The sequence below is a fragment of the Leclercia sp. 119287 genome (assembly GCF_009734485.1).
Classification (GTDB): domain Bacteria; phylum Pseudomonadota; class Gammaproteobacteria; order Enterobacterales; family Enterobacteriaceae; genus Enterobacter; species Enterobacter adecarboxylatus_C.
On the sequence record NZ_CP046445.1, the window covers coordinates 311,642 to 332,893 of the forward strand.

The 21,252-nt window shown below is 53.8% G+C and carries 17 protein-coding genes; 11 read left to right on the forward strand and 6 right to left on the reverse strand.

Features of this window, described 5'->3' with window-relative positions; translation table 11 throughout:
- Positions 1-11 precede the first annotated feature (11 nt).
- The 5 genes from phnE to GNG27_RS01475 all read right to left on the reverse strand — a co-directional run bounded on the left by phnE (position 12) and on the right by GNG27_RS01475 (position 3,757).
- A complete protein-coding gene (gene phnE / locus GNG27_RS01455) occupies positions 12-767 on the reverse strand; it encodes a phosphonate ABC transporter, permease protein PhnE (protein WP_156262718.1) in 756 nt (251 codons plus the stop codon).
- 100 nt (positions 768-867) lie between these two features.
- Complete coding sequence (gene phnD, locus GNG27_RS01460) at positions 868-1,884, reverse strand: phosphonate ABC transporter substrate-binding protein (protein WP_142487896.1); 1,017 nt, start codon at positions 1,882-1,884, stop codon at positions 868-870.
- A gap of 23 nt (positions 1,885-1,907) precedes the next feature.
- The gene (phnC, locus tag GNG27_RS01465; RefSeq protein WP_156262719.1) at positions 1,908-2,696 is read right to left on the reverse strand and encodes a phosphonate ABC transporter ATP-binding protein; all 789 of its coding nucleotides are present in this window, start codon (positions 2,694-2,696) and stop codon (positions 1,908-1,910) included.
- Positions 2,697-2,869: 173 nt separating this feature from the next.
- Complete coding sequence (yjdN, locus tag GNG27_RS01470) at positions 2,870-3,298, reverse strand: VOC family metalloprotein YjdN (protein ID WP_156262720.1); 429 nt, start codon at positions 3,296-3,298, stop codon at positions 2,870-2,872.
- Between the two features lie 123 nt (positions 3,299-3,421).
- Positions 3,422-3,757, reverse strand: a complete 336-nt coding sequence (locus GNG27_RS01475) for a zinc ribbon domain-containing protein YjdM (RefSeq protein WP_142487899.1) — start codon at positions 3,755-3,757, stop codon at positions 3,422-3,424.
- Between the two features lie 591 nt (positions 3,758-4,348).
- On the opposite strand from GNG27_RS01475, the gene crfC reads away from it, so the two are divergent.
- Together crfC and GNG27_RS01485 are read left to right on the forward strand one after the other, a co-directional pair.
- On the forward strand, positions 4,349-6,706 hold the full coding sequence (crfC, locus tag GNG27_RS01480; protein WP_142487900.1) for a clamp-binding protein CrfC: 2,358 nt from the start codon (positions 4,349-4,351) through the stop codon (positions 6,704-6,706).
- A complete protein-coding gene (locus GNG27_RS01485; protein ID WP_142487901.1) occupies positions 6,703-7,581 on the forward strand; it encodes a diguanylate cyclase regulator RdcB family protein in 879 nt (292 codons plus the stop codon). The genes crfC and GNG27_RS01485 overlap by 4 nt, the downstream gene beginning before the upstream one ends.
- A gap of 40 nt (positions 7,582-7,621) precedes the next feature.
- Here the strand turns inward: GNG27_RS01485 and kdgT are convergent, their stop codons facing one another.
- Positions 7,622-8,617: a 2-keto-3-deoxygluconate transporter gene (gene kdgT, locus GNG27_RS01490; RefSeq protein WP_142487902.1), complete on the reverse strand. Its 996-nt coding sequence runs from the start codon at positions 8,615-8,617 to the stop codon at positions 7,622-7,624.
- Positions 8,618-9,272: 655 nt separating this feature from the next.
- On the opposite strand from kdgT, the gene proP reads away from it, so the two are divergent.
- The 9 genes from proP (at position 9,273) to GNG27_RS01535 (ending at position 21,251) form a co-directional block, all read left to right on the forward strand.
- Positions 9,273-10,775, forward strand: coding sequence for a glycine betaine/L-proline transporter ProP (proP, locus tag GNG27_RS01495; RefSeq protein WP_142487903.1), 1,503 nt, complete (start codon positions 9,273-9,275; stop codon positions 10,773-10,775).
- Positions 10,776-11,093: 318 nt separating this feature from the next.
- Entirely contained in the window at positions 11,094-12,509 is a 1,416-nt protein-coding gene (locus GNG27_RS01500; RefSeq protein ID WP_156262721.1) for an undecaprenyl-phosphate glucose phosphotransferase, read from the forward strand.
- Positions 12,499-13,785, forward strand: a complete 1,287-nt coding sequence (locus GNG27_RS01505; RefSeq protein WP_156262722.1) for an outer membrane beta-barrel protein — start codon at positions 12,499-12,501, stop codon at positions 13,783-13,785. The genes GNG27_RS01500 and GNG27_RS01505 overlap by 11 nt, the downstream gene beginning before the upstream one ends.
- 1 nt (position 13,786) lies before the next feature.
- Positions 13,787-14,344, forward strand: a complete 558-nt coding sequence (locus tag GNG27_RS01510) for a polysaccharide biosynthesis/export family protein (protein ID WP_142487906.1) — start codon at positions 13,787-13,789, stop codon at positions 14,342-14,344.
- A 2-nt stretch (positions 14,345-14,346) separates the two neighbouring features.
- Positions 14,347-16,464, forward strand: coding sequence for a polysaccharide biosynthesis tyrosine autokinase (locus GNG27_RS01515; protein ID WP_156262723.1), 2,118 nt, complete (start codon positions 14,347-14,349; stop codon positions 16,462-16,464).
- Positions 16,461-17,672: an oligosaccharide flippase family protein gene (locus GNG27_RS01520; RefSeq protein WP_142487908.1), complete on the forward strand. Its 1,212-nt coding sequence runs from the start codon at positions 16,461-16,463 to the stop codon at positions 17,670-17,672. The genes GNG27_RS01515 and GNG27_RS01520 overlap by 4 nt, the downstream gene beginning before the upstream one ends.
- A complete protein-coding gene (locus GNG27_RS01525; RefSeq protein ID WP_142487909.1) occupies positions 17,669-19,045 on the forward strand; it encodes a capsular biosynthesis protein in 1,377 nt (458 codons plus the stop codon). Before GNG27_RS01520 ends, GNG27_RS01525 begins: the two co-directional genes overlap by 4 nt.
- Positions 19,042-20,040, forward strand: a complete 999-nt coding sequence (locus GNG27_RS01530) for a glycosyltransferase family 2 protein (protein WP_142487910.1) — start codon at positions 19,042-19,044, stop codon at positions 20,038-20,040. The genes GNG27_RS01525 and GNG27_RS01530 overlap by 4 nt, the downstream gene beginning before the upstream one ends.
- Positions 20,040-21,251, forward strand: coding sequence for a glycosyltransferase family 4 protein (locus GNG27_RS01535; RefSeq protein WP_156262724.1), 1,212 nt, complete (start codon positions 20,040-20,042; stop codon positions 21,249-21,251). Before GNG27_RS01530 ends, GNG27_RS01535 begins: the two co-directional genes overlap by 1 nt.
- Position 21,252 lies beyond the last annotated feature (1 nt).

The window sequence follows — 21,252 nt, forward strand, 5'->3', positions numbered from 1 at the left end:
AGCCTCGCTTCTCAGATGAAGTGCTTACGCAAACGTTGAGAGAGGAAATCCAGCAGGCTGACCGTCACGATGATGAGCACCATCAGGGCGCAGGTTTGCTGGAACTGGAAACCGCGAATCGCTTCCCACAGGGTGACGCCAATCCCGCCCGCGCCGACCATCCCCACCACCGTTGCGGAGCGAACGTTAGATTCAAAGCGGTACAGGGAGTAGGAGATAAGCAGCGGCATCACCTGCGGCAGGACGCCATAGAGGATCTCTTCCAGCTTGTTGGCCCCGGTGGCGCGAATGCCTTCCACCGCTTCCGAGAGCAGCTTGGAGAGCACCCCGGTGGTGTGAATAAATAGCGCCATCACCCCGGCGAACGGCCCGAGACCGACCGCCACCACGAACAGCATCGCAAAGACCATTTCATTGATGGCGCGGCAGGCGTCCATCAGGCGCCGCACCGGCTGGTAAATCCACCAGGGCACAATGTTGTCGGCGCTCATCAGGCCAAACGGAATGGAGAGCACCACCGCCAGCGCGGTACCCCAGACGGCGATTTGCAGGGTGATGGCCATTTCGCTGAGGTAGTCCTGCCACTGGCTGAAGTCCGGCGGGAAGAAGTCGGCGGCGAAGGTCGCCATGTTGCCAGAGTCCTGAATCAGCGTGAGCGGAGCCATTTCCGCCCCCTTCCAGGAGACAACGAGCACCGCCAGCAGAACGGCCCAGCCGATCAGCGAGAACCAGCTGCGCTTTGGCGGTGGGAGAGTGATGGTTTGCATGTAGGTTCCTTGCGGTTTGTGTGCCGGATGGCGCTACGCTTATCCGGCCTACGATCCAGAAAGTAGGCCCGGTAAGCGAAGCGCCACCGGGCAAAAAGCACTACTGAACCGCTTTATTCACGCTGGTCATCGCGCCCAGCGCCGCGGTCAGGCGGTCGAGATCGTCCAGCTGCGCCTGAATTTCAGACATCTTGCTGCTCTTCTCTTCGTCCTTCAGGCCCTTGTTCTCCTTCACGCCCTGGATCTGTTTGAACAGCGCCAGCTGGCGAATCGGCACCAGCTGCAAATCGCTGGAGGCGCGGAACGGCGCCCAGCCCAGGCGTTCCAGCACGGTTTTCTCTTCGGCGGTTTTGCCGTAGTTCATAAAGAAGTCGTATACCTTGTCCTTGGTGCTTTCGGAGAGGTTTTTACGCCACACAATCGGGTCGCCCGGGATCAGCGGCGATTTCCAGATCACCTTCAGCTCTTTCAGCTTGTCCGGTGCGGAGGTCTTCAGCTTGTCGAGGTTTTCGGTGTTGTTGGTGGCAACATCCACCTGCTTGTTGGCGACGGCGAGGGCGTTGGTTTCATGCCCGGCGTTGACCGTGCGTTTGAATTCGCTGGTGGAGACGTTGTTCTTGGCGAAGACGTAGTAACCCGGGACCAGGAAGCCGGAGGTGGAGTTCGGGTCGCCGTTGCCAAAGGTCAGCTCTTTGCGTTTGGCGAGCATGTCATTGAGGTTGTTGATCGGACTGTCTTTGTTGACGATCAGCACGCTCCAGTAACCCGGGGAGCCATCTGCCGCAACGGTCTGTGCAAAGACCTGACCGTTGGCGCGGTCCACCGCTTCCATGGCGGAGAGGTTGCCGTACCAGGCGATGTCCACTTTATTAAAGCGCATCCCCTGGATGATGCCCGCGTAGTCCGGGGCGAAGAAGGCGTTCACTTTGATCCCCAGCTTGCTTTCCATGTCTTTCAGGAAGGGTTCCCACTGTGGCTTCAGGTTCTGCTGTGATTCCGTCGAAATGATGCCAAAGTTCAGTGCTTTTTCCTGCTCTTCCGCATACGCCGGGCTTAACAGGGTGCTGATACTGAACATGCTGGTGAAGGCCAGCGCGGCAACCGTTTTATAGCTCATTTCCATTCCTCATTGTGGAGACGTTAAGCAGCCTGCGCGTTCTCTTCGACGCGGTTAATGCTGCGGTAGAGATGGTCAAAACGTTCGTTATCAAACTGATGGCTGGCGCCATCAAAGAACACGTGCCCCTGACGCAGGGCGACGATGCGCTCGCAGTAGCGCAGGGCGTAATCCACCTGATGCAGCGTCACCACGATGGTGATGCCGTCGTGCTGGTTAATGTCGCGCAGGGTTTCCATCACGATGCGGGCCGACTCCGGATCCAGCGAGGCAATCGGCTCATCGGCAAGAATAATTTTGGCTTTCTGCATCAGCGCCCGGGCAATCGCCACGCGCTGCTGCTGGCCACCGGACAGGGTGGAGACGCGCTGGTGGGCGAAGTGGGCCATGCCGACGCGGGTCAGCGCCTGCAGCGCCTCCTGTTTTTGCGAGGGCGAAAACCAGCGCAGACAGGTGCGCCAGAACGGGGTACTGCCGAGCGCGCCAATCAGCACGTTTTCAAGCACCGTCAGGCGGTTCACCAGGTTGAACTGCTGGAAGATGTAGCCGGTCTGCGCGCGGCTTTTGCGGATATCGCCCGCCAGACGCCCCGCGCGCTGCACGGTATTGCCCAGCAGCTCAACGTGGCTTTCCGGGGTTTTATCGCAGGTGATAAGGCCGCTCAGGTGGCGCAGAAGGGTGGATTTACCTGAACCGGATGGCCCCAGCAGCGCTACCATTTCGCCCTGCTGGACGGTCAGATCAACGGCATGCAGAGCCTTATTGTGATGGAAGGTCTTGCTCAGTTTCTCGACGCGGATGACAGTTTGCATGGGGGAGGCCTCGATTCAAATGTGGCCTCATGCTGGCGGATCAATATGACATTTAGGTTAAGTGTTGGTTGCGGGAGTTTGAAGAGTTGACGTGAAAGCGATGACAATCATTGTAGGCCCTTTAAGCGCAGCGCCACCGGGCGCTGTTGCGGGATGCGCTGCGCTTATCCGGCTTACTGTTTAACGACGTTGATCATCCAGGGAACGCCGTATTTATCGGTCACCTTGCCGAAGCCGCGCGCCCAGAAGGTCTCCTGCCAGGCCATGTCGATGGTACCCCCCGCGGCCAGGTTGTCGAACCAGCGTTTGCCTTCCGCCACGTCCTGGGTGTCGAGCACCAGCGTAAAGCCGGCGTAGGTGGCGTTTGTGCCGGGCGAACCGTCACTCATCATGATAACGCTGCCGGCGATGCGCACGTTGGAGTGGGCGATAGCGGAGTCCGGGAACGCCATGCCTGACGGGCAGCCCTCTTCGCGGTTGTCGTCTTTGGGCATTTCGCCGAAGGTGATTTTATAGAGGAGTTCCGCGCCGACGGCCTGCTGATAGAAGGCCGTGGCCTCTGCGCAGTTACCGGCGAATGAAATGTAGGGACTTAACGGCATAATCATTACCTCAGGTAAAGAGAAGCCCGTTAAGTGTAGTTCGGTATTTGTAGGCCGGATAAGCGTAGCGCATCCGGCAAAAGCGCCCGGCGGCGCTTCGCTTGCCGGGCCTACATAAAAAAATCAGTTCTTTTTCACGAACTCGGATTTCAGCTTCATCGGGCCGAAACCGTCAATTTTGCAGTCGATGTTGTGGTCGCCTTCAACCAGGCGGATGCCTTTGACTTTGGTGCCGATCTTCAGCATCGACGAGCTGCCTTTGACTTTTAGATCTTTAATCACGGTGACGTTGTCGCCGTCGGCCAGCAGGTTGCCGTTGGCATCTTTAACAATCAGCTCATCGCTCTCTTGCGCGGGTTCTGCGTTGTTCCATTCGTAAGCGCATTCCGGGCAAATGAACATACCGTTATCTTCATAGGTATATTCAGAACTGCATTTTGGACACTGTGGTAGTTGCATGGTGTTCTCCTCAAAATAGTGCGAAGCGGCGGCAATCAGGCCCGCCAAAAATCGACAGGTTGTCGAAAAAGGCGGCAAGTATAACGCATGTCCTTACTGTTGTCGGTGATATTGTTTTTCGCTTTTAGCGAAAAGGGTCTTTTCGATGACAGAATTTGTCAGCGATCGGGGCAATGTTAAGAGTCAGACACAGGGGATAAACGCGCCTGATTAAAAGCGATAATATTTTATTGTGGCAAATTGATACGCCGTGTCATTTCAGATAAGGTTAAGACGCTAATGATATTTTACTGACTTGCTTTAATAACCCTCCTTGGTCTGTAAGGGATGATTTACCCCTCATTTTTGGTGGGTAACTAACGATGATTTTTCCTGAAGTTTTTAAAAATTGAGCTACGCTCTTAATCTTTCGGTTTCCCTGACCGAAGGAGCGCGTTCTGCTGCTTTAAGCGCTGAAAGAATATATTTTTACTATCATTACACAATTATATGGCTTCGAACATATTTACAACACGTAATCATATAAGCCGATCCTTCATTCTTATAAACAATTCGGTTATATAAAATTTGTGTTAAGGGAAGGCTTTTACTATGCACACACAGACAATATTTGAATTGAGCCAGGAGGCCGAAAGGCTGCTGCAGCTCTCGTTGCAGAATCTTGAGTCGTTGAGCGCCATGCCTGTCGCCATGCTGGACAACGCCACGTCGGCCATTACCGGCGAAACCAGCAATGTCTTACCTCTGCATTTTAGTGCCCGTGGCTTAGAGGCGCAGCAGTCGATGCTGAATAATGAGCTGCGCAAAATTACCCGCCTGGAGATGGTGCTGGCGATCGTGGGCACCATGAAGGCCGGAAAGTCCACCACCATCAACGCCATCGTGGGCACCGAAGTGTTACCCAATCGCAACCGCCCGATGACCGCGTTGCCGACGCTGATCCGTCACACTCCTGGCCAGAAAGAGCCGGTGCTGCATTTTTCTCACGTCGCCCCCATCGATACATTAATAAAACAAATGCAAAAGAAGCTTGCCAATTACGATCGCGGCAAGCTGGCGCAGCAGCTGGAAATTGACAAAGATATGAATGCGCTACTTGGGCGTATCGAAACCGGCGCGGCATTTGAAAAACATTATTTAGGTGCGCAGCCGATATTTAATTGTTTAAAAAACCTGAACGATTTAGTGCGGCTTTCTCAGGCGCTGGGCACGGATTTTCCGTTCCCGGCCTATGCTGCGATCGAGAATATCCCGGTTATCGAAGTGGAGTTTGTCCATCTGGCCGGGCTGGATGTCCATCTGGGGCAATTAACCCTGCTGGATACCCCGGGGCCGAACGAGGCCGGACAGCCGCATCTGCAAAAAATGCTCACCGAGCAGCTCGCCCGGGCATCGGCGGTGCTGGCGGTGATGGACTATACCCAACTGAAGTCGATCTCCGATGCCGAAGTGCGGCTGGCCATCTCCGCCGTCGGCAAAGCGGTGCCGCTGTACGCCCTGGTTAATAAGTTCGATCAGAAAGACCGCAACAGCGATGATGAAGAGCAGGTGCGGGCGATGATTTCCGGCACCCTGATGAAGGGCCATATCTCCCCGGGTCAGATCTTCCCGGTCTCGTCGATGTGGGGATACCTGGCGAACCGGGCGCGTCACGAACTGGCTATGCACGGTAAATTGCCCGATCACCAGGAGCAGCGCTGGGTGCAGGATTTTGCCGAGGCCGCACTGGGCCGCCGCTGGCGAACCGCCGATCTGGATGATATTGAACACCTTCGCCACTCCGCCGATCTGCTGTGGGAGGACTCCCTGTTTGAGCAGCCGATCCGCAAGCTGATTTATGCTGCCTACTCCAACGCCTCGCTGTATGCGTTGCGCTCCGCGTCGCATAAGCTGCTGAACTACGCCCAGAACGCCCGGGAGTACCTGGATTTCCGCTATCAGGGGCTGACGGTAGCCTTTGACGAGTTACAGCACAATATTGCCCGTCTGGAAGATGACATGGCGCTGCTGCACTCCCGCCAGGCGTCGGTAAGCGATGAGGTTCGCCATGAGGTGAGTCAGGCGTTGAGCGCCACGGATCTGTTTCTCACCTCCCAGCAGAACGATATTAAACTCGCCATCGCGCATATCTTTAATCCCGACAATTTGCTCGACCTGGCGGGGTTTGATCCGCATAAACAGCGTGCAGATGCCGCGGCGACGCCCGGTCAGCTGGTACTGGAGGATGAAGGCCAGGCGCAGATCCTGTTGAGCAAAATCCGCTCCTCCTGCGAGATGATCATGCTGGATGCACAGGCGAAAATCGGCCGTGAGCTGGCGCTGCGTTTCGACCAGCTGGAGTCCACGCTGGCGCGGGCGCTGAACGATGCCATGCGCCCGATTGAAACGCGTATTAAAGAAGAGTTGAGTCACGCCGGTTTTCGCGCGCGGATCAGCTTCCCGGCGTTTCAGGCCAACCAGCTTAACTTTAATACCCGGGGGCTGTTCAGCGATGCTATCGCCCAGGAGAGTCAGCCTGCCAGTCAGTCCCAGGGAGCCGGCAGCGTGCTGCGTGAGACGGTCTCCCGCTGGTTGAACAATCCGGGCTGGGGCTGGGAAGACTATGTGATGACGCGGACGCGGTATGTTATCAACGTGTCACAGCTTCATGAGAAATTTAAACAACATATCGATCAATTTTGTGAACAAATCCGTAAAGCTTTGGCCGCCCAGGTCGATGTCTCTGTTACAGCAGGTATGGCGACATTCTTTGCCGAGTTCTCGTTATGCCTTGCAGGGTTACAGGAAAGCTTGCGTGATAGCCTCGCGGTGCGCCAGCAGAATGAGCATGCCACGCGCGCGCTCAGCCAGCTGCTGCAGCAATGTATTACGACTGCAGCGTGGATTCAGGAAGATACCCGACTGTTACGCGATGATATTCAAACGCTATTCGCGGCAGAGCAACCATGACAAAACAATTACTGGACGGTCCCGGGCGGACGCTGGAATGCATACATCCTAAATTTATGGTCGACCTGGTTCAGGGGGCTGACGCACAGCGTCACACCTCTGTGGGGTCGCAACAGCAGCACTTTCGTGAACGTTTAACCCAGGAGATCATGGCGCAGACTCAGCTTCGCCAGTGGGCGATGGGGGGAATGTTCAGCGAAAATGCTGTGCTGCGGCTCGGGCTGGCAGAGAAACTGGCGGGCATGGTCGATCCCGGCCATCTGGCGCTGACCCGCATGACCCAGACCCTGACCACGCTGCGCCAGCAGGCCAACCTGCGCAATCAACCCCCCATCGGCGTGGTGCAACAGTACGAAATCCTCTCTGCCCATTTTCAGCAACGCGCCCAGTTTAAAGAGAAGGCATTAACCCAGCGTGGGTTAACGGTGCAGGCGGGCGTTCACAGCGAACAGATTTTTACCCGCTGGCGGGCCGGACATTATGACGGCTGGTCGCTGGCCGGGCGCGGCTATGTGGTGCTGGAGGAGCTGCGCTGGGGGGCGTTCGGTGACGCCTGTCGGCTGGCGAATGCGGATGTCAGCGCCATGCTCAAAGATAATCTGCGCAGCATGGTGGCCAACTACCTGGCGCAGGGGATCAATGCGGCGCCCGCGACCCGTCATTTTTACCATCAGTGGCTGACCACACCCAGTACGCCGGGGATTATCGATCATAAAGATATGCTTGGCTGGCTGGGGGACTGGTGCGATGCCGACAGACATCCGGTGTGCTGGTCGGTGACGCAGAGCTGGCAGAATGTGGCGCTGGGAATGCCGAGGCTCTGTTCGGCGGCAAGGCTGGCAAAGGCGATGGTGGAAGAGGTGTTTGGCGAGTAAGGATTTTCACCCTCTCCCCGGGCGGGGAGAGGGCTACGTATTAGTGGTGCAGAGATTCAACCGGACTCTGTTCCGCGGTATTCTCAGGGACCTTACCAAAGCGTTTGGCATACAGGGCGGTAATAATCGGCACCAGAATCGCCGTCACGATGACGCTTGCGGCAACCAGCGCGGTAGCAGAAGCGGCAACCGGTTCGAAGGCCGGGTTAATCTGGGCGATAATGACCGGGTTCGCCACGGCAGCACCCGCTGCGGACGAGGCGGCGACACCCGCAGTACCATTCCCTCCACCGATTACACGGTCGGCAATAATCAGCGGGATACCGGTGATGATGATAACCGCCACACCCAGCACGATACCCAGCAGGCCAGTATCCAGAATCACGTTCAGGTTGATGGTATTACCCAGCGCGAAGCCGAAGAACGGGATCAGAACCGGGGTCGCTTTGCTGAAGAAGTCACGCAGATCGTGGTCGAGGTTGCCGAGGGCAAAACCGATCAGGAACGGCAGGACGGCGCCGACAAAGTGGTGTGGTTCAAAGGAGGCCAGACCGGCGGAGCCGAGGATCAGCATGGTCATCAGCGGGCCAGATTCCAGAGACATCAGAACGAAGGCGCCGGACTCTTCTTTGGTGCCGTACTGGTTCATCAGGCTGGCATACAGGCCGCCGTTGGTCATGTCCATTGCAGAGACAATCGCCAGCACGGAGAGGCCAGCGAAGAAGCCGGTCTGAATACCATTTTCCGGGATAAACATGGCGCAAACCATCGCCACAATCCAGGCTACGGCAATTTTGGTAATCACCAGCGTACCGGATTTACGTAATACTGTGCCCGTTGCCCGTAAATTAATGGAGGCGCCGATACAGAAGAACCATACCGCCAGAATCGGAACTGTCCCGGTAATCATGCCTTTGGTGAAACCACCAAAATAGGCTCCGGTATTAGGTGCTAAGGTATTTAAAATTGCACCCAGTACCAGCGGTACCAGCATCATCCCTCCGGGGATGCGTTCAATCGCGGCTTTAATCTTCATCATTAACCCTCACATCTCATCACGCATCGCCCGCGGACAAGTGATATTTAATAATCTAATGAATTCAACGAATTGTGACAAAGATGCGTCAGGCGATTCGTCGTTCATACAGCAGATATAACCAGTTTGGCTTTTTAAACCTTCGCTTGAAGGTCACCAGACTCGTTTTGACGGGCTTATGATGCGATCGTTGGAATGATGATTCAATGAAAATAAAACAGTGTTTTAGTTATCTCCATCACATATTTTAAGGAAACACGATATTTGCTTCTTGATTATTAAAATGGCTGTGAATGCATTGTAAAAAAATGTCGTTATTTTTTGATTTGGTAGCAAATAATAACGCCTGAAAGAATATTTTCAGCGCCGGGTATAAGAAACAACGCATTACGCTGTATTTACACTTTTGACACTTCTGGTAGAAACCTTAAAAATATATGTGAAGTTGATCACAAATATAAACGCTGGTAGGGTAAAGGCATCATTAACAGCCCAGACAGGCGTCACAGGTTCGGTTGTACCGCTCCGAAAGGTCAGTGTAAGTAAACCTGCTACGCTTGAGAAAGGAGAATGCGCATGAGGCGCTTCCCGGGTTCCACAGAGCGCACTTTTTAGGCGCTGTGGTGAGGACTGGGCTTAGTCAACGAGGATAGCCATGCTGAAAAGGAAAAAAGTTAAACCGATCACCCTGCGCGACGTCACCATTATTGATGACGGGAAACTGCGCAAAGCGATCACCGCCGCCTCGCTCGGTAATGCGATGGAATGGTTCGATTTCGGTGTGTATGGCTTCGTGGCCTACGCGCTGGGTAAAGTCTTCTTCCCTGGTGCCGATCCCAGCGTGCAGATGATTGCCGCGCTTGGGACGTTCTCTGTTCCTTTCCTTATCCGCCCGTTAGGGGGGCTGTTCTTCGGGATGCTGGGGGACAAGTATGGTCGCCAGAAAATCCTCGCTATCACGATAGTGATTATGTCGGTCAGTACGTTCTGTATCGGCCTGATACCGTCGTATGCGAGCATAGGCATCTGGGCGCCGATCCTGCTGCTGCTGTGTAAGATGGCCCAGGGCTTCTCGGTGGGGGGTGAATATACCGGCGCGTCAATTTTTGTTGCCGAATATTCTCCGGACCGTAAGCGCGGCTTTATGGGCAGCTGGCTTGATTTCGGTTCTATTGCCGGGTTCGTGCTGGGTGCGGGCGTGGTGGTGTTGCTCTCCACCGTGGTGGGCGAAGAGAACTTCCTCTCCTGGGGCTGGCGTATTCCGTTCTTCCTGGCGCTGCCGCTGGGGCTGATTGGCCTCTATTTGCGTCACGCGTTAGAAGAGACCCCGGCGTTCCAGCAGCATGTTGAAAAGCTGGAGCAGGGCGATCGCGAAGGTCTGCAGGATGGACCGAAAGTCTCATTCAAAGAGATCGCGACTCGCCACTGGCGTAGCCTGCTGACCTGTATTGGTCTGGTGATCTCCACCAACGTGACCTATTACATGCTGCTGACCTACATGCCGAGCTACCTGTCGCACAACCTGCACTACTCAGAAGATCACGGTGTGCTGATCATCATCGCCATCATGGTGGGGATGCTGTTTGTGCAGCCGATCATGGGCCTGCTGAGCGACCGCTTCGGACGTCGTCCGTTCATTATCTTCGGCAGTATCGCGCTCTTTGTGCTGGCTATCCCGGCCTTCATCATGATTAACAGTGATGTGATCGGCCTGATTTTTGCCGGCCTGCTGATGCTGGCGGTGATCCTCAACTGCTTTATTGGCGTGATGGCCTCGACGCTGCCGGCGATGTTCCCGACGCATATCCGTTACAGCGCGCTGGCGGCGGCCTTTAACATCTCGGTACTGATTGCCGGTCTGACGCCAACGCTGGCAGCCTCGCTGGTGGAGAGCACCCAGAACCTGATGATGCCTGCCTACTATCTGATGGTGATTGCGGTGATTGGCCTGATTACCGGTATTTACATGAAAGAGACGGCGAACCTGCCGCTGAAAGGGGCGACGCCTGCTGCGTCTGACCTTCAGGAAGCCAAAGAGATCCTCCGCGAGCACCACGACAACATTGAGCAGAAGATAGAAGATATCGATGCTGAAATTGCCGAGCTACAGGCGAAGCGTTCCAGACTGGTCGATCAACATCCCCGCATAAATGAGTAAATAAAAAACCCGGCTTCGGCCGGGTTTTTTTTTCATATCCAAATGGAATACAACGAAAGTTTATTGGCGATTTTATTGAATAGTGCTTACGCTGTATATAAGCGGATGTCTCTATAAAATCGACGCTTTCTTCTCTATTAGGGGTGTGTATGCTGAGTTTTACACCGACATAGTTGTAAACGCAGGCATTACACAGGGTGTTGACAATTCCTGTCACTCTCCCTTGCATGAAACAGCATTTTATTTTCTAAACTATTTGCTTATGCAATTAGTACAACAAAAAAATAATACCAAGCTTAATTATAAGTAGGTCTGGACATGCTGAGAAATTCGCAAAAGATTACCCATGGAGGATACTCGGTATTCATTAAATTAATTGATTTCTTCTCAATTAATTTAATTTTAATACTGAGTGGGTGGGTATTGAAAATGGAGTCTTTCGATACTGTAATTTTGATCAGCTTATTGTACTCCACCGCTTTTTTACTGTTTGGTGAATACACGCAGTGCTATCTCTATCGTCCTAAAAACAACCAGTTGCGTAACCAAAGACGCCTCTTTCTGACGGCTTTTTTTGCCATTCTTTTTATCGGCCTGGTGCGTCTGCTGGTCGCGAAATTATACGCTCTGGGCTACGTCAGCTTTATCGATGTGCGTAATATACCTGCTATGCTGCTCTGGTATGCCTCGCCGATCCCTTTTCTCTACGTCGTCCGTCTGATTATTTTCAAGCTGTCGGCAAAAAAGAAAATAAGGGTGGCTATTATCGGCATTACGGATAACGGCCTGGCGGCTGAACGGGCGCTGCGCCTGGAGTACTCTGATGTGCAGCTGGACCTGGCCTTCTACGATGAACGCGGTCCTGAGCGGCTCGGCGAGCTGGCCACCAGAATTACCAGCCCCTATAACGGGCCGGTGATCAAGCTGGTTGAAGAAGCCAAAGCCAGCAGAGTCGACGAGATCTATATTGCCCTGCCGATGGTGGCCCTGGAGCGCATCCGCCATTTTCTGGCGATGATGTCTGATACCACGGTCAACACCTATATTGTGCCGGACTTTTACGCCTACAGCACTAATACCTCCCAGATCCGTTCTATCCACAACCTGCAGACCATTGGCATTTTTACCTCCCCGCTGGACGGGGGCGGGTCGTTTATAAAACGAGCAGAAGATCTGGTATTGGGCAGCGTGATTATGGTAATGATTGCCACGTTAATGATCGCTATTGCTATAGGTATCAAACTCACTTCACGTGGGCCTGTTTTCTTCAAACAGGATCGCTATGGCCTGAGCGGGCAGAAGATTAAAGTCTGGAAGTTCCGGACGATGAAGGTGATGGAAAATACCGACACGGTGGTACAGGCGACACGGGACGATCCTCGGGTCACCCGCTTTGGCGCATTCTTACGTCGGACATCTCTGGATGAACTGCCGCAATTCATTAATGTAATACAGGGGAATATGTCTATTGTCGGTCCACGGCCGCACGCTGTGGCGCACAACGAGCTTTACCGTAAGCAGGTCGAAAACTACATGATTCGCCATAAAGTAAAGCCTGGGATCACAGGTTTAGCGCAAATTAATGGCTATCGTGGCGAAATTGATGCGCTATACAAAATGGAAAAGCGAGTCCAGTACGACATTGAATATATTCAGAACTGGTCCTTTTGGTTAGATATAAAAATCATCATTAAAACCATTTTTAAGGGATTTGTCGGTAAGAATGCATACTAAAATTATTATTATCGCTGGGATTATAGCGTCTCCGGTCGCCCTGGCAGAATTAACGCCAAAATCACACATCGGCTTTGCGGGCATCGACTTTCAGAGCAACGTCGCTGCTGATTATGGGCACAACGATAACGTGACTTACCAGCACGATGACAGCGACGCGAAAGGCTCCGACTTCCAGGGGCTCAAGCCCGTTATCAGCCTGAACGGGGAGCGTGGGCAGGATAAGTATCTGCTGATGTACTCCGGGGACTATCGTCACTACTCCAGCGATTCTGCGGATGATTACGATGACCACGTTTTCCGCTTCAAAGGCGACTGGCGCTTTGGTTTGATGCATGGCCTGACCCTGAATCTCGAAGATTCACTCGGCCATGAGGCACGCGGGCGCGGCGTGACGGAAGGGTTCCTGCCGGAACAGTTCCGGCAATTTGGCGTCAAGTCACCCTTAACCACCAATCTATTCAACAGCGAGCTACGCTATAGTTATGGTGCGCCGGACGGACGTGGAAGAGCAGACCTGGCGTTGATGCACCGCAAGTGGACCTTTGGCAATACCGGTCAGGTTGAAAGCCAGGATGCGGACTTTGCAGAATATATCGATGAGCAGGAGTGGGACGAAAATACGCTGATTGCAGAAATTTTCGATCAGTACACATCTAAGACGCGTTTTCGCTATAGTTTTATTACCAACCAGTTTCGTTATGGCCATGCGTCAGAAAAAGACAGTAATGAATATTATTTGCGATACGGCGTTCAATCGCAGCTAACGGGCAAAACAAACGTCGATGCGAACGTGTCGTGGCTCTATAAAACCTTTGAAAATAACCCCGGGTCGAAGGATTTCAACGGGATTAACTGGGATATTCTGGGTGAATGGAGACCTTTGCAACAGTCACTTTTTACATTAAGAACATCCCAAAGTATTAAGGACCCTTCCGAAGCGGGAGGATATAATTTAGTAACGGAATACGGTATTTCTTACAAACATCTATGGATGAACAACCGTTTAACGACGTTGCTTGATTATGCATACATTACAGAAGACTACAAAGATCAGGACAAGGATCGTCACGACAAGAATGGCGTGTTTTCATTTATCGTAGGTTATGACCTCACACCATCGATTAACTTTGGTGTGGAATATCATCTTGATACGCTTAAGTCTAATAAAGATACAGATACGTTTACCATCGGCCCCAACGATGACCGCGTAGTGACTGAAACGTTGGGCTATGATCAATCTTTGATTATGCTTACAGCTAAGGTTCAGATTTAAAATGAAAATAATGAAACTGTGCGCGTTTTTACTCCTCAGCGTTGTTTTCGCCGGCTGCAAATCACCACAGCCGACGTTAATGGACAATAGCGTGGTTGATACAGCAAATTATTTACTGGGCTCTGGCGATACCGTCAACATTAACGTTGCCGGTCAACCTGACCTGACCATGAAGGTAGTGCTTGATAATAGTGGGGCTATTAATTACCCCTATATTGGCAAGCTGGAATTAAAGGGCAAAACCGCAAGTCAGGTTGATGCAGAGATTACGCAACGCCTGCGCAAAGGGTTTGTGCTCAATCCCATGGTGACCGTGAATATTGCTGAATTCCGCAAATTCTATATCTCTGGTGAGATCGAGAATCCCAATGGTTATGCCTATGAACCAGGGCTGACCGTGGAAAAAGCTATCGCCTTAGGCGGAGGATATACCGACCGTGCAGACCGCAGTGACCTTAGTATTCGACAATCATCCACTGGCGAGTTACTCGAAAATGTTGATGTGACTCACTCCGTGCTCCCCGGTGATCTCGTAATTATTGGCATAGGGTTCTTCTGACCATGAAACTATCAATAGTGGAAAATGGCAAAAAGCGAGAAAGCGCTATCGATATCTCCAGATTTGCCAGTGAAATTAAAAAGAACTCCTGGAAAATCATTCTCTCCGGCGTCATTGCCGGGGCGATTGCCTGGCCACTAATGAGTTTGATGCCGTCAAAATATGTCTCTACGGCAACGGTCCTGCTTAAAGCCCAGCCCGATAATGTGACCCCTTTCCAGAAGGTTGAGGGGTATGACTCCACCCGTAACGGCTACTACGAAACCCAAAACGCGCTGATGCAGTCGCGCGTGGTGCTGGAACAGGCGGTGCGTACCCTGAAGCTGGATCAAAATCCGGCTTTCAACGGGGGCGACGATGGTGCAACGGGGAAAGAGAACGAGCAGCAGCGGGTTGAAAATGCGCTCAAGACGTTAGGTAAAAACCTCACCATTAACAGCGTGCGTACCACCCATCTTGCCACCGTCTCGTATGAGTCCACCTCCCCGCAGCTGTCGGCAGACGTTGCCAACGGGGTGGCCGAGTCGTTTATCAATTACAGCCTGGGGCTCAAGCAGCAGAAAACACTGCAGGCCAGTGAAGATACCCAGCACAAGCTGGCGCTGCTCAAGGAGCAAATGATCCAGCAAAAAACGGCGCTGGATAACTATCTGGCGAAAGCGGGGTTACTGACCTTCCGCGGCGTTGACGGTTTTGAAACTGAACAGATGGGCATTGTCACCAACCGGCTGGCAAATGCTACCGAACGCCGGGTGGCGGCAGAATCTATTTATAACGAAGTGCGTTCCGGTGGCGGTAAGGCCATCTCGCTGCCGTCGATTTCAAATCATGCCCAGATCCAGGATTTACGCATTGCGTTGATCCAGGCGAACAGCGAGCTTTCGCAACTGGAGAAAACCTACGGACCGCAGCATGACAAAGTGATCCAGGCCCGGGCGCGTATCGGCGCGATCCAGGCGCAAACGGCGATGACGCTCAGAGAGCAGGAGGCCGGATTACGCCAGAACTACGAGGCGGCGGTGGCGGATGAAAAAAATTACCAGAAGCAGCTGGATGAGCAGAGAGAGAACTTCCAGCGGCTGTCGATGAAGCGCGAAGGCTACAACGAGCTGAAGCTGGCGCTGGATAAGACGGAAGAGATGTACAAGGTGATCTACCAGCGTACGCAGGAGCTGACGCTGCCGGGCACCTATACCGATGCTGACGCGGAGCTCTACGATCCTGCCGTGCCCGCCGCGCGTCCTGTTAAGCCAAATAAACCGCTGCTGATGCTGATGATCGTGCTGCTGGTGATGCTCTTCTACGTGATGTACGTCATGGTGAAAGCCGCCACGGATCGCTCAGTGAACACCCTCAGCCAGATGCAAAAGCGCCTTAACCTGGTGCCGCTGGGTGAGATCCGCCGCTTTAAGGGCGTGGGAGGGCGAGGCAAGATCCGCGATCTGATTACCAGCGATCCGCTGAATGCCGACATCATTCACAGCATGCGCACGCAGATCATGCTGAGCAGTCACCCGTTGCAGGTTATTGCCGTTACGTCGGCGGAAGCCGGAGAGGGGCGGACGCTACTGGCGAACCTGCTGGCGAACTCCTTTAGCTTTGACCAGAAAACGCTGCTGATCGATATGGACTTCTTCAACAATGACGGTCTGTCGGGCGAGCTGGGCTCACCGAAGGCGCCGGGCGTGGCGGAAGTCCTGCGCGGCGACAGCGATACCGACAGCGTGCTGGTGAAGGTCAACGATAAGCTCGACTTCCTGCCCCGCGGCAATACGCCGGTCTCTGCGCTGTTGCTGCTGTCGCCCGAACGCTTGAAACCGCTGCTCGGGTCGCTGCGCAGCCGTTACCAGCGCATCATCATTGATGTGGCCGCGGTGAATCAGAGCCAGGAAGTGCAGCTGGTGAGCCAGGTGACGGACGGTCTGATCTTCGTCCTGAAAGCGGGCCAGAACAGTGCCGACACCGTTGGACATGCCATTGATAAAGCCGTCAGCAATCGCTGCGTGGTGATTGGTGGGGTGCTGAATCAGGTGGTGGATAAAAACCTGGAGAGCAAAGAGGGGCTGCGTTCACTTAACTACCATACGCATGAACTGATGAATAACACAGGCCGGGCATGAGTCTGCTCAGGAGCGCTTCCACGATCGCAGGGTCATCAGTTATTTCACAACTGATTGGCGCCCTGTCGATCTGGCTCATTTCGCATAAGTACGATCTTGGCGAAGTGGGGCTCTACGCGCTCAATTACAGTATTGCCCTGATCGGGGCACAGGTATGCACCTTTGCCTCGCAGCTGTTAATTCCCCGGCAGCAGGATGACGAACTGGCCCAGAACGTGGTGTTTTGTCTCCTGCAAAGCCTGACGATTGCCATCCCCTATGCCGTGCTGACGGGCTGGCTGTTTCATCAGAATGTGCTGTTCCTTTACCTGCTTACGCTCTCGAATACCTGGGTGCTGGTGGCAGAAAACCTGTCGCTGCGTACGGCGAACTTTCGCTTTCTGGTGGTCCAGCGCATCTCCGTCTCGGTAGTGGTGGTAGTCTCTGTTCTGCTCACCCAACAGGTGATGGCATTTTACTGGATGTGGGCGATCCTGATGATGGTGCTGACCAGCGCCTGCATCCTGCGGACATTTGATATTCGCTCTATCACCCTGCATCACCTGCGGCCCTCCAGTAACCTGGCGTTCCTGAAAAAAAATATTCACCACGTTACGAAGGTGGGCAGTGCAGAGGTGCTGGCGATGGCGAGCAACAACCTGCCGATTATGCTGATCAACTTCTGGTTCTCGGCCTTAACGGCGGGTTACTTTTCGGTGGTCAGCCGCTTCTGCCTGGCCCCGGTGGTGATTATCGGCAATGCGGTGCGCAATACCATTTTCTCGAAGTGGTCGATTGATTTCAGAAACAACATCTTCAACTACGAAGAGTACACGAAGGTCCGTCTGCTGCTGTTGGTGCTGGGCGTGGTCTGCACGCTGGGCGTATTTATCTTCTATCCGATTGTGATGAATCTGGGTTTCAGCGAGGAGTGGATTGCCTCTGTGCCCACCTCGCGCTATATGCTGCCGTACCTGTTCCCGGCGCTGGCGGTCTGTCCGCTGACGGTGATAGAGCTGATTTTCGGCTCGCACCGCTATTTCCTGCGGATCCAGCTTGAGCAACTGGCGATCGTGGTCATCGCGTTTGTCGTCGTGCCGTATCTCTACAATGACTATGCGACCTCCATCATCTTATTTTCGATTCTGACGTTCATTCGCTACGCCTTCATCTATCTGAAGGTGAATAAGCGCGCCGACATTCTGAAAAACGGGTCAGTGGCATCATGAATCTTAATACCGGACATTATTTACAGACCTTCGCGCTGTTTACCCTGATCTTCTGCGGGCTGGTGCAGTATTTTACCGGTGAGCTGGCGGTACTGTGGCTGCCCTTTGTCATGACGCTGCTGATGGCCGGTTTCCTGGTATTGCAGACCCGCGATGAACCCCTGCGGCTGGATGCCCAGGAGGCCATCATCCTGACGCTGTATGGCGCCTTTATCGTGCTGTCCGTCATTTCAACGCTCTTCCAGGGCGGGGCGCTGATTACCCTCGTCGGGTTCAAAAACGAAATTGGGCTGTCGCTGGTGATGGTCTGCCTGCTGCTCGGGTTCTGCCGGGAATCGCAGATCTATCAGGTGACTCGCGCGCTGTACTGGGTCTTTTATATTCAGTTCCCGGTGGCCATTTACCAGCTGATCTTTGTCCTGCCGGAGCGCGTGGCGCTGTATGGTGAGGGTGAAAAATGGGACTCCGTAGTGGGGACCTTTGGCGGCGATCCTATGGGGGGCGGTAACACGGCCGCTATGGGGCTGTTCTGTCTGCTGATCATGCTGCTGAAAGTCTCGGAATATAAGCATGGGCTGACCAGCTTTAAATCTATGGCGCTGCATATCGTGCTGGGGTTTGTGATGTGCATCATTGGCGAAGTGAAATTCGTGATCCTGCTGTCGCCGCTGCTGCTGGGCTGGGTGTGGCTGACGCCCTCCTGGGTTAAAGAGGCAAGCAAGGTCAACTTAACCGTGCTGCTCTCTATTCTGATCGGCATGGCGCTGCTGATCGTGGTGGCGGTCATCGCCCTGGCCTACTCCTACTCGTCAGCCTATGGCGGCGACACGGCGGATAACCCTTTTGAAGTCTTCCTCGGTTCCATGGACTACATCTTCGATCCCGATTTCATTACGCCGGGCGGGGAAGTAGGACGATTCACCTCCCTGCTGTTCTGGATACAGCATAACGATCTGTCGGGGCTGCCGGGAACGTTGTTCGGCTATGGCCTGAACGCCACTAACAGCGGCAGTTCCGTCTCGCCGGGCTTCCTGCATCAGTATTACAACCTGTATCTCGATAGTACTTCCCTGAGTATGTTGCTATGGGAAGTCGGTGTGGTGGGGACCCTGCTGTTTGTGGGCCTGATTATCTACACCCTGAAGGCGGCCCGGCCCGAACCGGTGCTGTCGGTTGAACAGCTTGATGCGCCTGACGTTCACCTTCTGAGTTTCGCGCCAGCGTTTAACGTCTTCGCCATTGCCTGTCTGCTCAGCCTGCCGTACAGCCAGATAATGATGATCACGCCGATGTTGCAGTTCTTGTTTTACATGTCGTTAGGTTCCAGTTTGATTATTCGCCGGACCGTACGCCGTTATACGGGGCACTATTGATGTACAAACCCTTTATTACCGTAAGTATCAAAACCTTTAACGAAGCCGAGTGTATTGAGAAAACCATCGACAGTATTCGCAGCCAGATCGGTGAGTATCCGCATAAAATTATTGTTGCTGACAGTCTTTCAACGGACAACACCCAGCAGCTGGCCAGCGATAAAGGGGTGATGGTGGTGTCGTTAACCGAACCGGCGGACCGCAGCTGCGGTGTCGGGCATCAGCTGGGCTACCTTCACAGCGAAGGGGAGTTTATCCTGCTGATGGATGGCGATATGGAGCTGGAGCCCGGTTTTATCGATCATGCGGTGGCGTTTCTGCAGAACAACCCGACGTACGCTGGCGTGGCCGGTACGGTGGAGATGGACGACGCCTCAAACTATGAATTTACCTCCCGCAAGCAGCGCATCAATAAAATCTACCCGCTGGGCGATAACGATCATTTGGGCGGCGGCGGCCTTTATCGTCTGTCGGCGATTGCCGATATTGGTTATCTCACCAACCGCAGCCTGCACGCCTATGAAGAGGCGGAGTTAGGCATTCGCCTGCTGACCGCAGGCTATAAACTGCATCGCCTGAACGTACCTTATTTTCGTCATACCTCCTATACGATGCCGACCTTCAGGATGCTGCGCTATCGCTGGAAAAGCGGCTTCCATCAGGCGCCCGGTGAGCTGTTGCGCAGCGCGTGGGGTAAACCCTGGTTCCGCGATGCGCTGATGCTGGTGAAAAACGAAGTGATCTTTGCGAGTTACATCTTCATCGTGCTGATTGCATTCTTCACCTTCGACGTCAGCCTGATTGATATCGCGCTGCTGCCGCTGCTGGCCTTTATCCTGCTAAAAACCATTCAGAACCGCTCATTAAAAAACGGCCTGAATAGCGTAATCAACCTTGCCGTGCTCTCTGCCGGGCTGGTGAAAGGTCTTTTCCACCCGCAGCGCGATCCCCGGGTTCCGCCGGACAATAAAGTTATTCATGAACAGGTAGAGTAATGAAAGTTTTACTGGTGAATAAGTTCTTCTTTATCAAGGGAGGAGCGGAGACGGTCTATTTTCAGGAACGCAATATGCTGAAAGAGGCCGGTGTGGAGGTGATCGATTTCTCCATGCAGCATGAGAAGAACTTTCCGTCTGACTATGCCGACTACTTCGTCAGCAATGTCGATTATCACAAAGAGGGCGGGCTGCTGGCGGGGGTGAAGACCGCCATCAGCTTTATTCACAACCGCGAAGCCTGTAAAAAAATGCAGGCGCTGCTGGAGCAGACGCGCCCGGAGATCGTCCATTTCCACAATATCTATCACCAGCTGACCCCGGCTCTGATCAAGGTTGCCCGGGACTTCGGCTGTAGAACCGTCTTAACCGCCCACGACTATAAGATTATGTGCCCGTCGTACTCGATGCTGCGCGACGGCAAAGTATGCGATGCGTGCGTGACGGGCAGCGTATTTAATGCGTTTCGCTATCGCTGTCAGGAGGGCTCGGCGGCGAAGAGTCTGCTGCTGTCGTTAGAAGCGACCTGGCAGTACATCGCGCAAAATTATCAGGCGCTGGACGTGATTGTCTCCCCGAGCGAGTTTCTGCGTAACGAGCTGAAACGCTCGCTACCGGATTCCCGCATCGATGTGATTGTGAACGGTATAGACGACAGCCACACGCCAGAGGCGGGTGCGGATCAGGGTTATCTGCTGTACGTCGGGCGCCTGAGTCCGGAGAAAGGGGTTCCGACCCTGACCCGGGCGCATCAGTTAATGCGCAATAAAATGCCGTTAAAAATCGTCGGCCACGGGCCGCTGTATGACGAGATGGTGGTGGACTATCCCAACGCGGAGTTCCTCGGCTATGTGCAACAGGGCCCGGCGCTGGATGCGCTGATTCAAAACGCCCGGGCCGTGGTGCTGCCATCAGAGTGTTATGAAAACTGCTCCATGGCGGTGCTGGAGGCGATGTCATTCGCCCGGGCGGTGGTAGGGGCACGCATTGGCGGGATCCCGGAGCAGATACGTCACGGTGTGGAAGGATTGCTGTTTGAACCTGGCAACGCTCAGGATCTGGCCGATGCGCTGGACGTGATGGCGGAAAACCCGGCGCAGGCCCACGAGATGGGGCTGAAAGGCCGGGTCAGGCTTTGCCAGAAATACTCACTGCGCAAGCACATGGAAACGTTGCAGTCGCTCTATCGCGAACTGCTCGACAGGCCATAAT